At 61.5% G+C, this 21,232-nt stretch carries 22 protein-coding genes and 1 pseudogene; 14 read left to right on the top strand and 9 right to left on the bottom strand.

Annotation, left to right across the window (positions count from 1 at the left end; genetic code table 11):
- The first annotated feature begins 49 nt into the window (after positions 1–49).
- The 10 genes from NGR_RS14430 to otnC are packed head-to-tail and all read left to right on the top strand — an operon-like array spanning position 50 to position 9,812.
- Entirely contained in the window at positions 50–1,648 is a 1,599-nt protein-coding gene (locus NGR_RS14430; protein ID WP_012707198.1) for a sugar ABC transporter ATP-binding protein, read from the top strand.
- Positions 1,638–2,618: an ABC transporter permease gene (locus NGR_RS14425; RefSeq protein WP_012707197.1), complete on the top strand. Its 981-nt coding sequence runs from the start codon at positions 1,638–1,640 to the stop codon at positions 2,616–2,618. The genes NGR_RS14430 and NGR_RS14425 overlap by 11 nt, the downstream gene beginning before the upstream one ends.
- Before the next feature lie 30 nt (positions 2,619–2,648).
- Positions 2,649–3,518: an NAD-dependent epimerase/dehydratase family protein gene (locus NGR_RS14420; protein ID WP_012707196.1), complete on the top strand. Its 870-nt coding sequence runs from the start codon at positions 2,649–2,651 to the stop codon at positions 3,516–3,518.
- Between the two features lie 10 nt (positions 3,519–3,528).
- Positions 3,529–4,239, top strand: coding sequence for a GntR family transcriptional regulator (locus tag NGR_RS14415; protein ID WP_012707195.1), 711 nt, complete (start codon positions 3,529–3,531; stop codon positions 4,237–4,239).
- 12 nt (positions 4,240–4,251) lie between these two features.
- Entirely contained in the window at positions 4,252–5,367 is a 1,116-nt protein-coding gene (locus NGR_RS14410) for an isocitrate/isopropylmalate dehydrogenase family protein (protein ID WP_012707194.1), read from the top strand.
- Positions 5,364–5,690 (top strand): putative quinol monooxygenase, encoded by a 327-nt coding sequence (locus tag NGR_RS14405; RefSeq protein WP_012707193.1) that lies wholly within the window; start codon positions 5,364–5,366, stop codon positions 5,688–5,690. Before NGR_RS14410 ends, NGR_RS14405 begins: the two co-directional genes overlap by 4 nt.
- On the top strand, positions 5,690–6,400 hold the full coding sequence (locus NGR_RS14400; RefSeq protein WP_012707192.1) for a haloacid dehalogenase type II: 711 nt from the start codon (positions 5,690–5,692) through the stop codon (positions 6,398–6,400). The genes NGR_RS14405 and NGR_RS14400 overlap by 1 nt, the downstream gene beginning before the upstream one ends.
- 13 nt (positions 6,401–6,413) lie before the next feature.
- Positions 6,414–7,892 (top strand): aldehyde dehydrogenase, encoded by a 1,479-nt coding sequence (locus tag NGR_RS14395; RefSeq protein WP_012707191.1) that lies wholly within the window; start codon positions 6,414–6,416, stop codon positions 7,890–7,892.
- Positions 7,893–7,896: 4 nt separating this feature from the next.
- Positions 7,897–9,171 (top strand): 3-oxo-tetronate kinase, encoded by a 1,275-nt coding sequence (otnK, locus tag NGR_RS14390; RefSeq protein ID WP_012707190.1) that lies wholly within the window; start codon positions 7,897–7,899, stop codon positions 9,169–9,171.
- On the top strand, positions 9,171–9,812 hold the full coding sequence (otnC, locus tag NGR_RS14385) for a 3-oxo-tetronate 4-phosphate decarboxylase (RefSeq protein WP_012707189.1): 642 nt from the start codon (positions 9,171–9,173) through the stop codon (positions 9,810–9,812). The genes otnK and otnC overlap by 1 nt, the downstream gene beginning before the upstream one ends.
- 75 nt (positions 9,813–9,887) lie before the next feature.
- Here otnC and NGR_RS14380 read toward each other — a convergent pair whose 3' ends face one another.
- From NGR_RS14380 to NGR_RS14345, 8 genes and pseudogenes are all read right to left on the bottom strand, one after another.
- On the bottom strand, positions 9,888–10,472 hold the full coding sequence (locus NGR_RS14380; RefSeq protein WP_012707188.1) for an adenylate kinase: 585 nt from the start codon (positions 10,470–10,472) through the stop codon (positions 9,888–9,890).
- Positions 10,473–10,474: 2 nt separating this feature from the next.
- Positions 10,475–10,603, bottom strand: a pseudogene (locus NGR_RS14375) (aldehyde dehydrogenase family protein); the annotation flags it as partial.
- 23 nt (positions 10,604–10,626) lie between these two features.
- On the bottom strand, positions 10,627–11,070 hold the full coding sequence (locus NGR_RS14370) for an acyl-CoA thioesterase (protein ID WP_012707186.1): 444 nt from the start codon (positions 11,068–11,070) through the stop codon (positions 10,627–10,629).
- The gene (locus NGR_RS14365; protein ID WP_012707185.1) at positions 11,070–12,230 is read right to left on the bottom strand and encodes an iron-containing alcohol dehydrogenase; all 1,161 of its coding nucleotides are present in this window, start codon (positions 12,228–12,230) and stop codon (positions 11,070–11,072) included. The genes NGR_RS14370 and NGR_RS14365 overlap by 1 nt, the downstream gene beginning before the upstream one ends.
- A 25-nt stretch (positions 12,231–12,255) precedes the next feature.
- On the bottom strand, positions 12,256–13,782 hold the full coding sequence (locus tag NGR_RS14360; protein ID WP_012707184.1) for a class I adenylate-forming enzyme family protein: 1,527 nt from the start codon (positions 13,780–13,782) through the stop codon (positions 12,256–12,258).
- 21 nt (positions 13,783–13,803) lie between these two features.
- Complete coding sequence (locus NGR_RS14355; protein ID WP_012707183.1) at positions 13,804–14,559, bottom strand: SDR family NAD(P)-dependent oxidoreductase; 756 nt, start codon at positions 14,557–14,559, stop codon at positions 13,804–13,806.
- A 79-nt stretch (positions 14,560–14,638) separates the two neighbouring features.
- Positions 14,639–15,406: an enoyl-CoA hydratase-related protein gene (locus NGR_RS14350; RefSeq protein ID WP_012707182.1), complete on the bottom strand. Its 768-nt coding sequence runs from the start codon at positions 15,404–15,406 to the stop codon at positions 14,639–14,641.
- A 94-nt stretch (positions 15,407–15,500) separates the two neighbouring features.
- A complete protein-coding gene (locus tag NGR_RS14345; protein ID WP_012707181.1) occupies positions 15,501–16,709 on the bottom strand; it encodes an ABC transporter substrate-binding protein in 1,209 nt (402 codons plus the stop codon).
- Positions 16,710–16,970: 261 nt separating this feature from the next.
- On the opposite strand from NGR_RS14345, the gene NGR_RS14340 reads away from it, so the two are divergent.
- The 4 genes from NGR_RS14340 to NGR_RS14325 are packed head-to-tail and all read left to right on the top strand — an operon-like array spanning position 16,971 to position 20,332.
- Positions 16,971–17,729, top strand: coding sequence for an ABC transporter ATP-binding protein (locus tag NGR_RS14340; protein WP_012707180.1), 759 nt, complete (start codon positions 16,971–16,973; stop codon positions 17,727–17,729).
- A complete protein-coding gene (locus NGR_RS14335) occupies positions 17,722–18,429 on the top strand; it encodes an ABC transporter ATP-binding protein (RefSeq protein ID WP_164924206.1) in 708 nt (235 codons plus the stop codon). Before NGR_RS14340 ends, NGR_RS14335 begins: the two co-directional genes overlap by 8 nt.
- Positions 18,430–18,464: 35 nt before the next feature.
- On the top strand, positions 18,465–19,352 hold the full coding sequence (locus NGR_RS14330; RefSeq protein ID WP_012707178.1) for a branched-chain amino acid ABC transporter permease: 888 nt from the start codon (positions 18,465–18,467) through the stop codon (positions 19,350–19,352).
- Between the two features lie 2 nt (positions 19,353–19,354).
- Positions 19,355–20,332, top strand: coding sequence for a branched-chain amino acid ABC transporter permease (locus NGR_RS14325; RefSeq protein ID WP_012707177.1), 978 nt, complete (start codon positions 19,355–19,357; stop codon positions 20,330–20,332).
- Positions 20,333–20,393: 61 nt separating this feature from the next.
- On the opposite strand, the gene NGR_RS14320 is transcribed toward NGR_RS14325, so the two are convergent.
- On the bottom strand, positions 20,394–21,200 hold the full coding sequence (locus NGR_RS14320; protein ID WP_012707176.1) for an SRPBCC family protein: 807 nt from the start codon (positions 21,198–21,200) through the stop codon (positions 20,394–20,396).
- Positions 21,201–21,232: the final 32 nt, after the last annotated feature.

Genomic DNA, 21,232 nt, shown 5'->3' with positions numbered 1-21,232 from the left:
TCCAAAAGGAGTGGACGGCCGTTCGGCCGTCCACTTTGGAGGCGAGCCCATGACACAGCCCATGCAAACGCCGATCACGGACCCGCGAGATGTCGCCGCGGTGAAAATGACCGACATCAAGAAATCCTACGGCGGCGTCCACGCACTCAAGGGCGTGAGCCTGACGATCCGCCCTGGCACGATCCACGCCCTGATTGGCGAAAATGGCGCGGGCAAATCCACGCTGCTCAAAATCTTGCAGGGGGTGGTAATTCCCACGGAAGGTTCGATAGAGGTCTTCGGCGAGCATCTGACGGCAGTCTCCCCGGAGAACTCCCGCAGGCTTGGAATCGGGATGATCTTCCAGGACCTGAGCCTCATCCCCACGCTGACGATCGCGCAGAACATCTTCCTGAACCGCGAACCCCGCCGCATGTCCCTGTTAGTCGATGAGCGGCGGGAAATTGAGGACGCGGCCAAGATCATCGGGGAACTGAACCTGAACGTCGATCCGAGGACGCGCGTCTTGGAGTTGAGCCCCGGGCAGGCGCAGCTCACCGAGATCGCGAAAGCCATCTCCCAGAAGGCGCGCGTCCTCATCCTCGACGAGCCGACGTCGGCATTGAGCGCGCAGGAGGTCGACATCCTTTTCAAGATGCTGCGCAAATTGACCGCGGACGGCACTGCGATCATCTACGTCTCCCACCGCATGACTGAGATCATGACGATCGCGGACGAGATCACCATCCTGCGCGACGGACAGAACGTCACGTCGGGCAACATCGCGGATTTCACGCTCGATACCATCGTCCAGAACATGGTCGGAAAGCGGGTGACGGGATTCGAGTACAAACCCCACGAGATCGACCGCGGCACCCAGCCCGCGCTGAAGGTGCGTTCCCTCTCGGGCAAGCACGGGAAGCCGAGTGACGTCTCATTCGATCTCTACAGGGGCGAGGTTCTCGGTATCGCCGGGCTCATGGGGGCCGGACGGACCGAACTGGCGCGGGTGCTGTTCGGCGTCGATGCCAAGGCCGACGGCACGGTCGAACTCGACGGCAAGGTTCTCGAGTTTCGGTCGCCCGCCGAAGCCATCGAAGCCGGTATCGTGCTCGTGCCGGAAAGCCGTCATGACCAGGGTCTTGTCATCGAACATACCGTCGGACACAACCTCAGCCTTCCGCAATTGGCCCAACTCGCCAGCGGCCCGTTCCTCGATCGGCGGAGGGAGCATGATCTCTCCTCGGAATTGATCTCGCGCTTGCGCATCAAGACCCCGGACGCCGATAACAAGGTCCGTAACCTTTCGGGCGGAAACCAACAGAAGATCGTCATCGCCAAGTGGCTTGCGACCGACCCATCCGTCGTCATCCTCGACGAGCCGACTGCGGGCGTCGACATCGGCTCCAAAGCGGAGATCGTCGAGTTGATCAGGAGCATCGCGAGCGGCGGAAAGTCCGTGATCGTGATCTCGTCGGAGCCCGCCGAGCTGTTGGCGACCAGCGACCGGATACTGGTGCTCAGCAACGGTCGCCTCGCGCGGGAGATCAGCCGATCGGAGATCGACGCCTGGGCAACCACGGAAGGCGACGAATCGCAGTCGAGCATGATCCGCGTGGAACTCGGCCTTCAGGTCGCCATTCAGAAAGCTAGTCAAAATGTCCAATGAAACAACCATCGTGAAAGCGGAGCCGCTCACGGCCACTTCATCGAAGCCTTGGTACGGCAACTGGCGCGACTACGTCGTCTATATCGGCTTCGTGGCGATTTTCATTGTCTTCGCCATCCTGCTCCATGACCGCGGGTTCCTGTCTCCGAACAACCTGCTGAATGTCCTGCGCCAGACGGCGATCATCGCCATCATGGCTATGGCCATGTCCTTCGTGCTCTCGGCGGGCGAAATCGATCTTTCGGTCGGCGCGATCGCGGGCCTCACTTCGGTGGTCGCGGGCATGGTCCTGATGCAATATGGCCTTGTGTTCGGCATCGTCGCGGGACTCTGCCTCGGACTTGTCGTTGGAGCCTTCAACGGCGCGCTGACGGCCTACCTCAACATACCCTCGTTCCTGGTCACGCTAGGTATGATGGGCATCGCCAGAGGTGTCGGCATGTGGGTGAGCGGCACCTCCCCCGTCCCCGTGATCGACGACACCTTCACCTACGCTTTCGGCTCCGGGAACATCGGACCCATCCCGGTCCTCGTGATCTGGGTCGTCGTTCTCGGCACCGTCGCGCATCTCGCGATCCGCAAGACCCCCTTCGGCCGCAAGGTCATGGCCGCGGGCGGCAATCCGGTCGCCGCACTTTACAGCGGCGTCAATGTGAGGCGCGTGAAGTTCCAGGTGCTGATGATCACGGGCGTGGCTGCGGCCATCGCGGGGATGCTCTACGCTGGCCGACTGCAGTCCGGCCGCTTTCAGCTCGGCGAAGGCGATGAGCTCTCGGTGATCGCGGCCGTCGTGCTGGGCGGCACCAGCCTCTTCGGAGGGCGGGGGACGGTCGTCGGCTCCATCGTGGGCGCGCTCCTCATCGGCATCATTAACAACGGACTCATCCTCGGCGGCCTGGAATACAGCCAGCAGCTGATAGCCCGCGGGATGCTCATCATACTCGCCGTCGCCATCGGGCGCGGACGCTGAGATTTAAAGCAATTGGCAAGGAGAATGCACATGAGAGTTCTGGTAACTGGTGGAAGTGGCAAGTTGGGACGCGCTACGATAAAGGACCTTCTCGAAAACGGACATGACGTCATCAATGCCGATACTGTTGAGCCTACGGACGCGCTCTGCCCGTTCGTGAAAGTCGATTTCGAGGACATGAAGGTGACGCTTGAAGCGATCACTGGCTACGATTGGGATCACAACCGCAAGACCGAAGCCGTGGTGCATCTCGCGGCGATCCCGATGCCTGGCCGGGTGCCACCGGCCGACGTCTTCCGGATCAACACAATGTCGACCTATAACGTCTTCGAGTCGTGCAGACTTCTCGGCATCAAGAACGTGGTCTGGGCCTCTAGCGAGACCCTGCTTGGCATCCCATACACCATCAAGCCGGATTATTTCCCCGCCGACGAGGAATACGAGTCCCGCCCCGAGACCTCATACTCGCTCTCGAAACACCTCGGTGAGGAGATGGCGAAGCAGTACTGCCGTTGGGACAAGGACCTTAAGATCGTCTGCCTGCGCTTCTCGAACGTGATGGACGAAAGCGAGTATGCGGCCTTCCCTGATTTCGAGAACGATCCCGGCAGCCGCCGCTTTAACCTGTGGACCTACATCGACTCGCGCGACGGCGCACAGGCGATCCGCAAATCGTTGGAATGGGACGCCAAGGGGGCCGAGGTGTTCATCATCGCCAACGAAGACGGCGTGATGACCACTCCCAACAAAACCCTGGTCGAACGCTTCTATCCCGGCGTACCGTTCAAGCGGGAGATCGGCCCGAACGAGACGTTGCTCTCTATTGAAAAAGCGAAATCTGTGCTGGGTTATAAACCGGAGCACGGCTGGCGTCGGTACGTCAGCTCGATGCGGTACTGAGGTGGACGAAATGGCCGCTGAGAAGGCGATTGAAGTGAGCGCAGAGATCAAGGACGAGGTCGCTGCCAAGACGATGACTGCTACGGCCCATCTGAAAGTCCGTCAGCTGATCCTGGATAACAAATGGCCGCCGGGGTACCAGGCGACCGAGCAGGAGGTGGCGTCCATGTTGGGAATGAGCCGCACCCCGGTCCGGGAAGCATTGATGCGCCTCCAGCAGGACGGCCTGGTCTCCGTCGTCCCCCGGCACGGCATGCGTGTCCTGCCCGTCTCGCCGTCCGACATGAAGGAAATCTACGACATCCTGACATCCCTCGAAAGCACCGCCGCCGAGCTGGCCGCGGCGCGCCACCTGACCGAGGAACAGCTCAAGGGCTTGGAGCGCGCGACGGCCGACATGGACAAGGCGCTCGAACGCGACGATCTCGACAGGTGGGCGCAAGCGGACGCCCGGTTCCACGAGCAACTACTCGAACTGAGCGGCAACAAGATGCTCAAGTCGGTGGTGCTTAACTTCATCGACCGCGCGCATCGCGTCCGGATGCTGACCCTCAAGATGCGGCCGAAACCCGTGAACTCCACGCGCGACCACGCGGAGCTCGTCAACGCCATACGAGCTGGCGACGTCGAGAAGGCGGGCACCATTCATCGCGAGCACAGGCGGCGCGCCGGCCGCGAGCTCTTGGACCTCCTCGAGCGCCTCGGCCTCAACCATCTCTGATTGGATCGAAAAATGACTATGAAGAATGACACGCTAACGATCGCCGTGCTTCCGGGCGATGGCATCGGCAGGGAAGTTATGCCCGCATGCCTGGAGCTCGTGAACGCCGCCACTACAATGGCTGGCGCTCCCGCCCTCGCGTTCCAAACCCACAACGCGGGTGCGCAGTACTATGCCGAAAGCGGCGACGCCCTTCCCGCCTCGACGCTTGATGCCTGCCGTAAGTCAGACGCGATTCTGTTTGGGGCGATGGGCTGGCCCGACATCCGCTTCCCCGACGGCACGGAAATCATTCCGCAGCTCGATCTGCGCATGGAGCTTGGTCTCTTCGCCGGCGTTCGGCCAATCCGCTGGTTTCCGGGATTGCCTCGGGTCCTGACCGATCCCCGGGCCGAGCAGATCGACTTCGTATTGGTGCGCGAGCAGACCGAAGGGTTGTTCTACGCCCGCGGGCGGGGGGAAATCCGGAACGACGAAGAAGCCTACGACACAATGCAGATCACGCGGTCGGGAACCCAGCGCGTGACCGAGTTCGCCTTCGACATCGCGCGGCAGCGCAAGCGCCGCGGCAAGCCGGGCAACGTCACCTGCGTTGACAAGGCGAACGTCTTTCAGTCGATGGCTTTCTTCCGCAAGGTGTTCGACGAAGTGGCCGACCGCCATTCAGATCTCACAAAGGATCATGCCTATGTCGACGCTCTGGCCCTCAACATGGTCAAGAAGCCCTGGACGTTCGATGTACTCGTAACCGAGAACATGTTCGGCGACATCCTCTCCGATCTCGCCGCGGGACTGATCGGCGGCATGGGCATGGCTCCTTCGGCCGACATCGGTGACAAACACGGGCTATTCCAGCCCGCGCATGGCACGGCACCGGACATTGCAGGCAAGGGCTGCGCGAATCCCAGCGCCATGTTCCTTTCGGCTGCGATGATGCTCGATTGGCTGGCGGCGAAGTTCGGCCAACCGACACTCGCGGACGCTGCTCGCCTCATGGAAGGCGCGGTGGAGCACACGCTCTCGACCAAGCTGGCCATCCCCATGGAGTACGGCGGCAACGCGAACTGCGCCGAGATGACCCGCTCCGTCATCTCCTCGCTCTCCGCGGCCCGAAAGGAGGTCGCATGACCCGCCCGCAGACCGATGGCTATGTCGTCGTGGTGGAATTCCTCGTCCGCGGGGATTTACTGAACCAATTCCGCGAGGCGATGATGGAGAATGCCGCGACGTCCCTGCGCGACGAGCCTGGCTGCTCAGTGTTCGACGTCTGCCAGGACTCCGAACAGCCCGAACGCATCCATCTGTACGAGGTTTACGGGAGCCGGGCGGATTTCGACTTCCATCTCAAGTCAGCGCACTTTCTTAGTTTCAACGAAGCCAGCCAACCATGGGTGCTTGAGAAGAAGGTTCAGACCTTTGAGCGCATCGCGGCACCGAGCGGGGGACATTGATGGCGGACGGTATCAAAGCGATCGTCTTCGACACGTTCGGCACGGTTGTCGACTGGCGTGGCTCTATCATTTCGGACCTCGCGTCCTGGGGCGTGGAGCAAGGTCTGAACGTCGACTGGGCCGATGTGGTCGACCGCTGGCGCGACCGCTATAATCCGCAGAAAGCCCGGGTCCGCTCGGGAGAGCTGCCTTGGACGAACCTCGACGAGCTACACTTCGACGCGTTGAAGACTGTGTTCGACGAGATGGGCCTGCCGCTTCTCGACGAGGCGCGGATGATGCACATCAACAAGGTCTGGCATCGGCTGAACGGCTGGCCAGACGCTTCTCGTGGGCTTCACCGCCTCAAGACGAAGTTCATCATCGGCCCGCTGTCGAACGCGAACGTCGCGATCCTAGTGAACATGGCCAAGCATGCGGACCTCCCGTGGGACAACGTGTTCTCGTGCGAGCTTTTCCAACACTACAAGCCCGACCCCGAAACCTATCTCGGGGTTTGCAAACTGCTCTACCTCGAACCGTCCGCGGTGATGATGTGCGCCGCCCACAATTACGACCTCGCGGCCGCGCGCGCGCTTGGCCTCAGAGCCGCCTTCATCGCGCGCCCCAACGAATACGGTCCGGGTCAGACCACGGACCTAAAGGCGGAGCAAGATTGGGACTACGTCGCCGACGATCTCGAAGACCTGGCGCGCCGGCTCGGCTGCTAAAAGGAAAACGGAAATGCTAACCTACAAGATGTTGATCGACGGCCAATGGGCCGACGCGGCGCTCGGCGAGACGTTCGAGACCCGCAATCCCTACACTGGGGACGTCTGGGCAGCCATACCAAAGGGAACGAAGGAAGACGCTGAACGGGCGGTCGAGGCGGCGCATAAAGCTTTCACCAGCGGGACTTGGCCCAAGCTCACCGCGAGCGACCGTGGCCACCTCCTCCGCCGACTGGGCGACCTGATCGCGGAGAACGCCGAGCGCCTCGCCCGCATCGAGGTGACGGACAACGGCAAACTCATCAACGAGATGCTGTTCCAACTCAAGTATATCCCGCAGTGGTATCACTACTTCGGCGGCTTGGCGGACAAGATCGAGGGCGCGGTCATCCCTATCGACAAGCCCGAGACCTTCAACTACACCCGCAACGAGCCGCTGGGCGTCTGTGTCGGCATCACGCCCTGGAACTCCCCTCTCCTGCTTCTCTCCTACAAGTTGGCTCCCGCTCTCGCGGCAGGAAACACCTTCGTCGCGAAGCCCTCGGAGTTCACATCGGCCTCGACGCTGGAATTTGCCAAGCTCGTTGAGCAGGCCGGGTTCCCCCCGGGCGTCTTCAATGTCGTCACGGGCTTCGGGGCCGACGTGGGCGAGACGCTGACGACCCATAAACACGTCGCGAAGATCGCGTTCACCGGAAGCGAAGGCACGGGGCGCAAGATCGGAGAGTTGGCCGCCCGGAACTTCAAGAAGGTCACGCTCGAGTTGGGCGGAAAGAGCCCGCACATCGTCTTCGCGGACGCCGAGATAGACAATGCCGTCAACGGCGTCATTTCGGGCATCTTCGCCGCCACGGGCCAGACCTGCATCGCGGGCTCGCGCCTCCTCGTCGAAAGCAAAATCCATGATCAAGTTCTGGAGAAAGTCATAGCGCTCGCTAAGACGGCCCGGATGGGAGATCCGCTCTCGACCTCGACGCAAGTCGGTCCGGTTACGACGCCCCCCCAACTCGAGAAAATCCTGGGCTACATCGACATCGCCAAGGGCGAAGGCGCGGAGTGTCTCCTCGGCGGCGCACGCCCGTCCAATTCCGAGCTCGGCAATGGCTGGTTCGTGGAGCCCACGATTTTCGCCGGCGTCCGGAATTCTATGCGTATCGCGCAGGAGGAAGTCTTCGGTCCTGTCCTCGCCGTCATTCCGTTCGACACCGAGGAAGAGGCGATCCATATCGCGAACGACACGAATTACGGTTTGGCCGCGGGCTTTTGGACTCAGGACATGCGTCGCATGCTGCGGGTCTCGGCTGCCATCCAGGCGGGCACGGTTTGGGTCAACACCTACCGGACCATCAGCTACATGTCGCCGCTCGGTGGCTACAAACACTCGGGCATCGGCCGGGAGAACGGCATGGCGTCCATTCAGAACTACCTGCAGACCAAGAGCGTCATGATCTCCACAGCCGAGAGTGTCGCCAACCCGTTCATCATGAGGTGATGGGATGGCGAAGAATCGTAAGCTGCTGATCGGCTGCGTGGCGGACGACTTTACCGGAGCGACCGACGTCGCGGGCATTTTCGCCAAGAGCGGAATGAAGACCACGGTGCTAATCGACGTTCCCGATGAGGGACTTGAAGTCGATGCCGACGCGATCGTGGTGGCTCTCAAGACGAGGACCATCGATCCTTCCGACGCCGTCGCGCAATCCCTCGCGGCATTGCGCTGGCTTCAACATCGGGGAGCGGCGAAGTTCTACTTCAAATACTGCTCCACATTCGACTCCACCGAGCGGGGCAACATCGGTCCGGTATTGGACGCGATGCTCGCTGCGCTGGGGAGTGACTTCACGACCGCTTGCCCGGCGTTCCCGGCGAACGCCCGCACTATTTACAAGAGCAACCTCTTCGTCGGCGACATCCCGCTCAGCGAATCCGGCATGAAGAACCATCCGCTCACTCCGATGACGGATTCGAACCTGGTGCGGGTTCTCGCGCCGCAGACCTCGCACAAAGTCGCTGGGTGTTATCACGAGACGGTCAAGCAAGGCGTCGACGCGGTGCGTGCCTGGGTGTCGAAGGCGCGCGCGGACGGATACGGGGTCGCGGTTCTCGACGCCATGGACGACGGCGACCTTGAGGTTATCGCCGCCGCGTTCGACGACGCGCCCTTCCTCACGGGCGCTTCCGGTCTCGCATATGGACTTGCGAGGACGATGTTCGAAGGTGGTGCGGCGGCGGCGCGGGAGCCGGAACCCTCAACCCTCCCGGGAGGCTCCCGCGCCGTGATCTCCGGAAGCTGCTCTACCGCGACCAACGGCCAGGTTGAGCAGATGCTGCAGGACCATGAGGGCTTTCGCATTGACGTCGAGCAACTCGCCACAGGCCAAGACGTCGTCAAGGAAGCGCTGGATTGGGCCAAGGGCCGACTTGGACAAAAGCCCGTCCTATTTTACGCCACGGCTGCGCCCGACCAGGTGAAGGCGAACCAGGCGAAATTCGGGGTGGCTGAGGCAGGGACCATGGTCGAAGGTGCACTGTCCAAGATTGCCAAGCAACTCGTCGACAGGGGCGTCTCCGAGTTGATCGTCGCGGGTGGCGAAACGTCGGGTGCCGTCGTGAAATCTCTTGGGATTAACCAACTGGACATTGGAAACGAGATCGCACCCGGAGTCCCCTGGGTCAGCTCACCGACGGCGGCAGGCCGAATTTCGCTTGCGCTGAAGTCAGGGAACTTCGGCGCTCCCGACTTCTTCGTCCAAGCCTGGGACAAACTCTGATGGCTGCACTGTCCGAGGAAACCAGGACCCGCGACAACATCGTGCGGGCCGGAAAATCGATTTTCGACCGCGGCCTGACATTCGGTTCGACTGGCAACATAAGCGTGAAGATGTCGGATGGACGGATGTTGATGACGCCCACGAATGCTTCGCTCGGAAGCCTCGTGCCTGAACAACTTTCGCTCTTCTCCGCGGAGGGCGTTCACCTCGGCGGAGACAAGCCCACCAAAGAGGCCTTCCTTCACCGCTGCATGTATTGCGCGCGGCAGCACGGCAAGGCCGTTGTCCACCTCCACTCAACATACTCGGTGGCGGTCAGTATACTGAAAGACGTCGATGAAAAGGATGTGCTGCCTCCCCTGACCGCCTATTACGTGATGCGGGTCGGCACCTTGCCATTGGTGCCCTACTTCCGTCCCGGAGACGAGAAGCTGGCCACGGCGGTACAGGAGGCCGCCGCGACAAGCAACGCCGTCCTCATGGCGAACCACGGACCCGTCGTGGCTGGGAGGTCGCTTGAGGAGGCGCAGTACGCGACTGAGGAACTGGAGGAAACCGCGAAACTGTTCTTGATGCTTCATGGCCGGGAACTGAGACCGTTGAGTCCGACTCAGCGCGAAGAACTCACCAAGTCCATTTAGATACCTGGCCGTTGAGGGCGGCTCATCGGCGCTCAATCGGCTTAGCGTTCTGAATTGACCATGGTTGCGCCTTGACTACGGCTGCAAAAAGTCGCGGATCTGAGTCGCAACGCGTTCGATGTCTTCCGATGCATCGACGCGACGAAGAAGTCCGTTTTGCTCGTAGAATGGTGACAATGCCGCCGTCGCACGCGCAAACTCTTCAATTCGTTTCTTCAGGACCTCTGGGCTGTCATCCGTACGTGGCTGCGCGCCTGCGGAGCGCGTCTGTTCGGCTCTTTTGGCAATTCGCTCCTCGAGAAGGCGTATAGGAATATCGAACAGGATAACGTGATCGAGCGGAACCTGCATGCTCTCGAGCAGCCGTTCTAAAGCGCCTGCCTGTGCAATTGTTCGGGGAAATCCGTCCAGAATGAACCCTTGGCCAGGCTCCTTATCGGTTAGCCGCTCCTCCACCAGGCCGACAACTACTTCGTCTGGAACAAGTTTTCCCTCATCGACCGCCATTTTCGCTTTCCGGCCAAGCGGGCTCTGGGCTTTGATCGCATCGCGTAGGAGATCACCAGTGGAGATGTGCAGGAGATCATAATCCCGCACGAGTCGCTCGGCCTGCGTACCTTTACCCGCACCGGGAGGCCCTAGAAGAACGAGGTTCACCATCCTTAAATCCCCATGCACATGTATTTGATTTCCAGGTAATCATCCATGCCGTACTTCGACCCTTCGCGGCCGTTGCCGCTTTCTTTCATACCTCCGAACGGCGCGACTTCCGTTGAAATGAGACCCTCGCTAGGCATCGTCATCAGGAATCCTCCTAGCTCGTGACCAACAGCGGCTCGAGCAGACGCCTTACTGCATGCCCGAAAGGCACCGCGCGCCTCGACAGGCGGTCGATATTCACATGGATGAAAAAGCCCTCGGCCGCGGCGGTCTCGTCGTCGTTGCGAAAGAGCCCGATCTCATACCGGACGGACGAATTTCCGAGTTTCGCAACGCGGATTCCAGCCGTGACGACGTCCGGGAAGGTCATTTCCGCGTAGTAGCGGCACCCTGTTTCGACAACGAGGAAGATCTCCACTCCACCCTTGATGTCCAGCACGCCGCTTTCGATGAGGAAGCCATTCACCGCCGTATCAAACAGGCTGTAGTGGACGACATTGTTCATATGCCCGTATGTGTCGTTGTCCGACCAGCGCGTTCCAATCGTCCGGAACACCTTGTAGTCGGAGCGCTTGCCGGGTCCCTCGCGTTCCATCATCACCAAGCCGCCTTGTAGATAGAGAGGGCGTCCGCCTCGTTCACATCCCGGGGATTGTTCACGAGGAGCCTGGTCTGCTTCATCGCGTCCCGAGCCATTCCGGCGAGGTGCTCTTCGCCGATGCCCACGTCCCGCAACCGAGGCTGCAGCCCGAGCCTCGTCGACAGTTCGGCTAGACGCTCGATAAAGGCCGCGCAACGCTGCCCGGCGTCCTGTTCGCACGCGAGATCCGGAAAGGCATCGGCGGCGATTTCGGCGTAGACGGAGGCGGCCACCGGCGCATTGAAGCGCAAGACATGCGGAAGCACGAGCGCGTTGGAAAGCCCGTGCGGAATATGGAAGGTCCCGCCGATCGGATAGGCGAGCGCATGCACGGCGGCGACCGGCGAATTGGCGAAGGCCTGGCCCGCCAGCATGGAGCCGAGGAGCATCGCGCCCCGCGCCGCCCGATCCTTCCCGTCAAACACAGCCTTCTCGATATTCGCGCCCAGCAACTGGAGCGCTTGCCGGGCCAGCATCCTGGAGAGCGGATTGTTGTTCGCGTTCCTGGAAGCGTAGGCTTCGATGGCATGCACCATCGCATCGATGCCGGTGGCGGCCGTGATCGACGGCGGCAGGCCGAGGGTCAGCTCCGCATCGAGGATCGCGATGTCGGGCAGGATGACCGGCGATGAAACGCCGCGCTTCTCATCACCGCCGACCGTGATGATCGAGACCGGCGTCACCTCCGAACCCGTTCCCGCGGTCGTGGGCACGAGCGCCAACGGCAGCCGAGGTCCCTTGGCGTTACCGACGCCCCATGCGCCATCGATATCTTCGCCCGAACCGCAGAGAAGTGCCACGACCTTCGCCACATCCAGCGACGAACCGCCGCCGAAGCCGATCACGCCTGTCACGCCCGCGGCTTTCGCCATCTCAACAGCGGCCACGACCGTCGACAGCGACGGATCGGCCTCGACCGCATCGAATACGGTGACAACAATGCCAGATCCCGAGAGGGAGGCGAGCGCGGGCTCGCACAAGCCGAGCCTTCTAAGACTGCCGTCGGTGACGAACAGGATGCGCTCGCCAAACCTGCGATCGAGCAGTCTGCCAATCTGCGCCGCCGCGCCGGGACGGAAGACGAGGTGGCCTGTCGTACTGAACACAAAGGGATTCATGATTTTCTCCTGTGCCTTTCCCGCGTCACGCCGCAGGGAGGCTTTCGCGAAGTTTGACCCGCAAGATTTTTCCCGATCCCGTGCGCGGGATCTCAGCCACGACATAGACGCGGTCAGGAACTTTGTAGGCAGAGAGACGCGCCTTGCAGTGCCGCATCAGATCCTCCTGGTCGAAGGCCTGCCCTTCCTTGACGACGATGCAGGCGACGGGGACCTCTCCCAGCATGCTGTGAGGCATCCCGACCACCGCGCAGTCCATGACTGTGTCGTGCAACAGGAGGATCGCCTCCTCGACCTCCGCCGGTGCGATATTCTGCCCGCCGCGGATGATCAGTTCCTTGAGGCGGCCGGTGATCGTGAGGAAGCCGTTGAGGTCGGACTTCGCTAGATCGCCGGTATGATACCATCCGTCGACGACGGCTTTTTCGGTCTCCAGCGGCTTGTTGTGGTAGCCCTGCATCAGGTTCGGGCCTTTGCAGATCAATTCGCCCTCGACGCCCGCCGGCACATCGAGACCCGTTTTCGGATCCACCAGGCGGACCGTGAGGCCCGGAACCGGTAGCCCACAGGAACCAGGAACACGCCATTTCCCAGGCCAGTTCATGGTCACCATCGTCGATGTTTCGGTGATACCGTAACCATCCAGAAGCGGAACGTCGAAAAACGCTTCAAAGTCGCTGTTCAGCGTTCCCGGCATGATCGCCCCAGCGGAGACGCAAAGGCGGACGGACGAAAGCAGCCTTTCTCCGCTGGCCTGGCAGGCCGACAGGAAATAGTGGAAGACCGTCGGAACCCCGGGCATGAAGGTGAAGCGACCTGTCCGAAGAAGTTCCGTCGCTTGAGAGGTCGAGAACTTCTCCATGATGTATTCGCTCGCGCCCGTCGCGATGATGGAGAGAACCGCGATATTCAGAGCATAGGAGTGGTAGAGAGGCAGGGTGTTGAGAACGATGTCATTCTCGTTCAACCCCGCGATCGGCGCCCAGCACGCCGCCGTCACCCAGAGCATGGAGCGCATCGATAGCAGGACGCCCTTGGGCTGGCCCGTCGTGCCGGATGTGTAGACGATGAATGCCGGGCGATCGATATCCTGATCATCCTCGAATGCAGCCGTCCGCCCCGACGCGTCAAAGCCGATCTCCTCGTTCGCGGCAATCACGACGGGCGGTTTGTCGGAGCGCTGCAGCAACGTGTCCACGACAGGCTGCTTTTCCGGCGGCATGATCAGGAAAGCGCATCCCGCATCGCTGATGCGGTAGGCGATTTCGGCCTCGGTCGCCTCGATGCTCACCGGAACGGCGGTTCCTCCCGCCCGCACGACAGCAAGGCAAGCGACGACCCAGTTTACTGAGTTCGGCAGAAAGATCGCGACGGCCTGGCCTTTCCTGAGACCCAGCGCAACCAGGCGGGACGCGAGGTCCTCTGTCTCACGGTCCAGGGCGTCATAGGAAACCGACCGCCTCCTGTCCTCGAAGGCCATTTTCCCGGGATACAGGCGCGCATTCCGTCGAAGGATTGCTCCAACCGGCGCGATAAGCTCGAAGTGTATCATGTTATCCTCCCGCTCCTCCGGTTAGACCATGCAGAAACCGCCGTTGACACTGATGACCTGGCCGGTCACCCAGGACGATCCCTCGGACGCCAGGAAGGTCACCATCGGCGCCACGTCATCGGGCCTGCCGATGCGGCGCAAAGGATAGGCCTTCACGATCTTCTCACGGTTCTTCTCGAGAAACTCCGGATCGGAATGGGACGTCTCGATCAGGCCGAGCGATACCGAGTTGACCGTGATGTTATTTCGGCCGAATTCACGGGCCAGCGATTTGCCGAGCGCGATCGTGCCGCCACGCGCGGCCGCGGCCAGTGCGAGATTGGCTTCGCCAATACGGGAGCTGTCACCGACAAGGTTGATGATGCGGCCGAAGTTCTGCTCGATCATCAACGGCGCAACGGCGTGGCAGCAATTGATCGCGCCGTAGAGGCATACGTCGATCTGCTTCTTCCATTCTTCAGGCGTCGAGTCGACGAACCGCTGATATTTGACGTATCCGGCGTTATTGACCAGCACATCAATGGTTCCAAAATCCGCTTTGACGGCGGCGATCATCGCCTTGACCTGATCGTTTTCACCGATATCGGCCTTGTAGGCCTTGGCCTTTCCGCCCGCTGCTTCGATCGAGGCAACCACCGAATCCGCCTCGGCCTGCGAACGGCTGTAATTCACTGCAACGATGGCGCCTTCCGCCGCGAGAGACCGGGCGATATCTCCGCCGACATCTCTTCCGCCGCCGGTCACCAGCGCCACCTTGCCATTCAGATTGGTCTGCATTTCACGATCTCCTTGATAGGTCTGACGGCTGCAGCGCAGCGCGATCTATTGCGGCCCCTTCCATGGGGACGAAGTCGGGTCACTTCCCCAGAAACCTGGGCGGACGCTTGTCCTTGAAAGCCTGCCGGCCTTCGATGTAGTCCTCGCTCGCGCTGGCCTCGTCGATTAGCCTGCCAGCCGCGGCGTGATCCAGCGCCCCGCGTGCGCAGCCGTTGAGAATGAACTTCGCGCCCGAAATCGTGAGGGGTGCGTTTTCGGCCAGCTCCGCGGCCCGGTCATGCGCGGCAGCAAGAGCATTCTCCGCAACCTGATCGATAAAGCCGATATCGAGAGCCCGCCCGGCATCGAAGCGACTGGCCGAGAAGAGGATGCGCTTCGCTTCCGTCACACCCACGAGCGCGTAAAGTTTGCGGGTCGCGGAGACGCCATAGACGATCGACAATCGGGCGGCAGGAATTCCGAAGACCGCATTGTTCTCAGCAACGCGGAAATCGCATGACATGGCCAGATGCGCCGCCCCGCCGAGGCAATATCCCCGCAGGGCGGCGATCGTCGGCTTAGACACCTGGTAGATCGCATCCGCTGCGGCATCGACCGCCAACTCATAGGACTTGCTGTCCTCGAGCCCGCCGCGCACCACGTCAAACTCGCTGATATCGGCGCCAGCCGAAAAGTCATCACCGGCCCCCGTCAGGATGATCGACCGAACCGACGGGTCAAGGTCGAAGGCGCGGAACAGCTCCGCGAGCTGCCGCCACATTGCATAGGTAACGGCATTCCTGTGCCCGGGGCGGCTCAATGTGACCACCGCAACCCCGCCCTTATTTTCAACGAGAATATCGCTCATTCGCCTGCCCTCGGACTGGCGTTCAGATGGTGATACGCGCAGTCCAGTCCCTTGCACGAAGAAGCGCCCGGCTCCGTCGCCGGGCGCCGTTGCGTCAGTTCTTCACGAGCGGGCACTGGCTTTCCGAAAGCGGCCGGAAAGCGTCGTCGCCCGAAATGGTGGTGACGAGCTTCAGGATGTCCCACTCACCCGTAGATTCGGCCGGCGTCTTGACCTGATAGACATACATGTCGTGCACCATCCGGCCATCCTCGCGGATCTTGCCGTTCTTGGCGAAGAAGTCGTTGATCGGCGTTTCGCGCATCTTTGCCATGACTTTCTGGGCATCGGTCGTGCCGGCGGCCTCAACGGCCTTCAGATAGTGCATGGTCGAAGAGTAATCCCCCGCATCGCCCATATGCGGCGGGCGGCCAACCCGCTCTTCGAAGCGCTTGGAGAACGCCCGCGTCGCATCATCGCGATCCCAGTAGAAGGCGTTCGTCAGGATCATGCCCTGCGCGGTCTCGAGGCCGAGCGAATGAACGTCGGTATCCCAGACGAGCAAGCCCGCAACCGTTTTGCCGGATGCGGCAAGACCAAACTCGGCCGCGGACTTCACCGCATTGATGAAGGTCGTGCCGGATCCCGCCATGGCGACGACCTGCGCCGGCGAAGCCTGCGCCTGCAGCATGAAGGCGCTGTGGTCGGAAGTCTCGATCGGATAGCGCACGGAGCCGGAGACCTCGCCGTCATTGTCCTTGACGATCTGCGTCGCATCGGCCTCCAGCGCATGTCCGAATGCGTAATCGGCTGTCAGGAAGAACCAGTTCTTCATGCCCTGCAGGATCAGCTGGTTGGCGGTCCCGTTCGCAAGCGCGTAGGTGTCGTAGGAATAGTGGATGCTGTTCGGCGTGCAGCCGTCGTTCGTCAGGCGGGACGAGCCGGAGCCGTTGACGATCGCGATCCTGTCCTCGTCCTTGGCGACCTGCGTGACGGCCAGCGCGATGCCGGAATTGATCAGGTTGTTGATCATCGTCACGCCTTGCGATTCATACCACTCGCGCGCCGTGGACACCGCCACCTCCGGCTTGTTCTGGTGGTCGGCCACCACGACTTCAAGCGGCCGGTCGAGAACCTTGCCGCCGAAATCCTCGACCGCCATCTTCACGGCGGTGATCGACCCCTCGCCCGCCTCATGCGAGAACTGACCGCTGACATCGGTCAGCACGCCGATGCGAACAGGCGCGGCATCCTGCGCCCCGGCGGACATGGTCATGGCCCCGACGGCCGCGACGCAGGACAACAGCATAAGCTTATTTTTCATCGCTCTTCCTCCCGAATTCGGCACCTGAACTCCTCCCAGGTGCTCGATGTTTAACTTGCGTTATCATACTTAAACGAAGCCGATAGCTGCATTTGGTGCGCAGCAACAGGCGATATGCAGCAAGGTAAGCAGGTTTCGTCGCAAAGCGCAAGCTTGCATTGTTAGACTTTATGTGTTTTTCTGACCGTGCCGACATTGACAATGGGAGGCGGGCCGGTTGATGCGGCCCCCTGGGAAAACTAAGTCGGCGGAGGAGGAACCGTGCCGGATAGCGCACCCATCATCGAAGCGCGTGCATTGACGCGCTCGTTCAGCGGCTTCATTGCCGTCAAGAATGTCGACCTGAAGATTCGTGCCGGCACGATCCACGCCCTGATCGGGCCGAACGGCGCCGGCAAGAGCACTCTGTTCAATCTCTTGACCAAATTCCTGTCGCCGAGCAGCGGGCAGATCCTGTTCAAGGATCGCGACATAACGCAAATGGCGCCCGCCGACATCGCGCGCCTGGGCCTCGTGCGGTCGTTTCAGATTTCATCCGTGTTCCCGCATCTCAGCGCGCATGAGAATGTCCGGGTCGCTCTGCAGGCCCACGCGAAAGAAACATTCGCATTCTGGAAATCGAACGCGACGCTCCGCCGCTTCAACGAGGAAGCGGCCAGACTGCTCGACAGCGTCGGCCTTGCCGACCGGGCGCAGACGAAAGCCGCCGAACTGTCCTACGGGCGAAAGCGCGCCCTTGAACTGGCCACCACATTGGCGCTCGACCCCGAAGTCCTGCTTCTCGACGAGCCGATGGCGGGAATGGGCACGGAGGATATCGGCCGGACGGCCGCCCTGATCCGCAGCGTCGGAAAGGGGCGAACGGTACTGATGGTCGAACACAATCTCGGCGTCGTCTCCGACCTGTCGGACCGGATCACGGTGCTGCGCCGCGGAGAGGTCATCGCGGAAGGAAGCTATGCCGACGTTTCCGCCGACAGCGAAGTCCGCAAGGCGTATATGGGAGGCAGCCATGGCTGAGGCTCCCCTCCTCGACGTTAAGGGCTTGGAGGCCTGGTATGGCGAAAGCCATGTGCTGCATGGCATCGACTTCGATGTGCGAAAGGGCGAAGTCGTGACGCTCATCGGCCGCAACGGCGCCGGCAAGACGACGACGTTGCGCAGCCTCATCGGCGTCGTTGGAAAGAGACGCGGCGCCTGCATCTATAAGGGCGCCGACCTCCTGAAGGTCGCGCCGCACAAGGTTGCGCGCCTCGGCATCGGCTATGTGCCGGAAGAACGTGGCATTTTCTCCTCGCTCACTGTGCTGGAAAATCTCCTGTTTCCGCCGGCATGGCAGGCGGGCGGCATGGCGGTCGACGAAATATACGGCCTCTTTCCGAACCTGAAAGGGCGGGACAGCACATCGGGAACGCGCCTGTCCGGCGGCGAACAGCAGATGCTGGCCATCGGCCGGATTCTCCGGACGGGCGCCGATTTCATCCTGCTCGACGAGCCGACCGAAGGCATCGCCCCTGTGATCATCGAAGAGATCGGCGCGGCCCTGCGCATCCTCAAGGACCGCGGCATGACGATCATCCTCGTCGAGCAGAACCTTCGTTTTGCGGCATCCATCGCGGATCGCCACTACGTGCTCGACCAAGGAAAGGTCGTCGACGAAATCTCCAACAACGCACTCGACGCCAACATGGACCGGCTGAACAGATATCTCGGAGTCTGATCCATGACGCACTCCTTTCAGATAGGTAGAAACCGATGACTGATATCTTCGGGGTTCCCATTGCCGTTTTACTCGGGCAACTGCTGCTCGGCTTGATCAACGGCTCCTTCTACGCTCTCCTGAGCCTCGGCCTCGCCATCATCTTCGGCATGCTGAACGTGATCAACTTCGCCCATGGCGCCTTCTACATGCTCGGCGGCTTCGCCGCCTGGCTGCTGCTGTCGGCCCTCGGTCTCGGCTATTGGGAAACACTCATCGCCGCTCCCCTGATGGTCGGGGCGCTGGGTGCCGTCGTGGAGCGGTTGTTTCTCAAGCGCCTCTACAGGGTCGACCACCTCTACAGCCTCCTCCTCACATTCGGCATCGCCTTGATGCTCGAAGGGCTCCTCCGGCATGTCTACGGCGCCGCCGGCAAGCCTTATCCGATACCCCCGTCGCTGACGGGCGGCATCAATCTCGGCTTCATGTTCCTGCCGATGTATCGCGCCTGGGTGATTGTCGCCTCTCTCGCAGTCTGCATCGCCACATGGCTGGCGATTGAGCGGACCAAGCTCGGCGCCTACCTGCGGGCTGCGACGGAAAATCCGGGCCTGGTCCAGGCATTCGGAATCAATGTCCCGTTTATGCTGACTGCGACCTACGCCTTCTGCGTGGGCCTTGCCGGCTTTGCAGGCGCACTGGCCGCGCCGCTCTATCAGGTCAGCCCCGGCATGGGGTCCAGCGTCATCATCGTAGTCTTCGCGGTGGTCGTCATCGGCGGCATGGGATCGATCGGCGGCGCAATCGTCACCGCCTTGGCGCTGGGCATCATCGAGGGGCTGACGAAGACATTCTATCCTGCGGCATCCTCCATAGCGGTTTTCGTGGTGATGGTCCTTGTCATTCTCATCCGGCCATCCGGCCTGTTCTCCCGCGAGGCTTGATCATGAACAGTACAACCATGGTTTCTTCCCTTGAGCCCCCGCGCACGCGCCGGCACCGGACGACCGGAGGCCTTCTTCTCGCCCTTGTGGCCCTGCTGATGATATGCGCGCCGCTGGCGATCTATCCGCTGTTCCTCATCAAGATCCTCTGTTTCGCGCTCTTTGCGGCGGCGTTCAACCTCGTTCTCGGATATGCAGGGCTCCTGTCGTTCGGTCACGCGGCCTTCTTTGGCGGCGCGGCCTACATCACCGCCCACGCCGCCAAGGTCTGGCAGCTTCCCTTTGAACTCGCCGTGCTTGCGGGAACGGCCTTTGCGGCGCTTCTCGGCCTTGCCTTCGGCACGCTGGCCATCCGCCGCCATGGCATCTACTTCGCGATGATTACGCTCGCCCTCGCGCAGATGATCTATTTTATGGCGGTGCAGATGCCCTTCACCGGCGGGGAGGACGGCATTCAGGCCGTGCCGCGGGGCTATCTTCTCGGGATCATCGATCTCCGCGACATCACCGCCATGTATTACACCGTCCTCGGCGGAACGATTCTTGGCCTTGTGATCATCTGGAGGACCGTCAACTCGCCCTTCGGCCATATCCTGTCGGCCATTCGCGAGAATGAAACCCGCGTCACCTCGCTGGGCCTCAAGCCGGAACGCTACAAGCTGATCGCCTTCACCCTCTCCGCCGCCCTTTCAGGCTTCGCCGGCGCGCTGAAGGCGATCGCGTTCCAGCTCGCCTCGCTTGTGGACGTTACCTGGCACATGTCTGGCGAAGTCATTCTCATGACCCTTCTCGGCGGAATGGGCACGCTGATCGGCCCGATCGTCGGCGCCAGCATCGTCGTCGGGCTGGAGCATTTTCTGTCGACCAGCGGCCTGCCGATCACCTTCATCATCGGCCTGTTCTTCGTCGTATGCGTGATGATGTTCAGGCGGGGTGTGTTCGGTGAACTGAAGGCGCTGCTCGAGCGTTCAAAACCTTGACTTAAGTCTTCTTATGCAAGTGTGCTTCACCGGGGCCGGTTTTCTGCCCCGGTTTTTGATTTCAGCCGGCGCGCCTTCCACGAGACCCGAACAGGTAGCCGATGGCTGCGGCCATGATGAGCTGAACAATGCTCGCCAAATCCGGCGAAATGCGCGCCGGACCGTCCGCCGGCGGCGTAAGGCTCGGCAGCAATCCCCCATGGAGCGCCCACGTCGCCACCACCACGGCGGCGAAGACGACAGCCGCAAGAACCGGCAGGCTGAGCGAAGTGCCGGTGGGCGACGCGGAAACTTGCACGGCGCGCGCACGCGGCAAGGCGGAGGCACTTTCGCTCGACGACGTGACGGCGACCGACTGCCTTACTGGGCCGGGTTGCGCGAAGGCATCACCCTCGGTAGATGTCGCCAATGACTGTCCAGCACCTTGGCGGGCGCGGATCTCTTCGGCAAATCGCTTGAAAAACTGCCCCGACATTTGTTTTGCGGTTGCATCGATAAGCCTCCCGCCAAGCTGTGACAGCTTTCCGCCGATCTGGGCATCGACGGTATAATGCAGGACGGTTCCATCCTCGACCGCTTCCAGACGAACGACCGCCACTCCCTTTGCGAATCCGGCGACGCCGCCCTGCCCTTCGCCGGTGATCCGATAGCCGTTCGGCGGATCGAGGTCCGACAGCGTCACGGCACCCTGGAACCGGGCCTTCACGGGCCCGACCTTGATGACAGCGACAGCCGACATTTCTGTCTCGGAAGACTTCGTTAGCTCCTGGCATCCAGGGATACAGACTTTCAGCACGTCGGCATCGTTCAGGGCACTCCACACCTCCTCTTTGCTCGCGGGAATGTGCTGCTGGCCAGTCATGTCCATGGAATATCCTCCTCGTCCCAATCGAAAAATCT

Source organism: Sinorhizobium fredii NGR234 (genome assembly GCF_000018545.1).
GTDB classification, from domain to species: Bacteria; Pseudomonadota; Alphaproteobacteria; order Rhizobiales; family Rhizobiaceae; genus Sinorhizobium; species Sinorhizobium fredii_A.
Note: the sequence above shows the minus strand (reverse complement) of the source record. Positions and strands in the feature narration are given on the sequence as shown.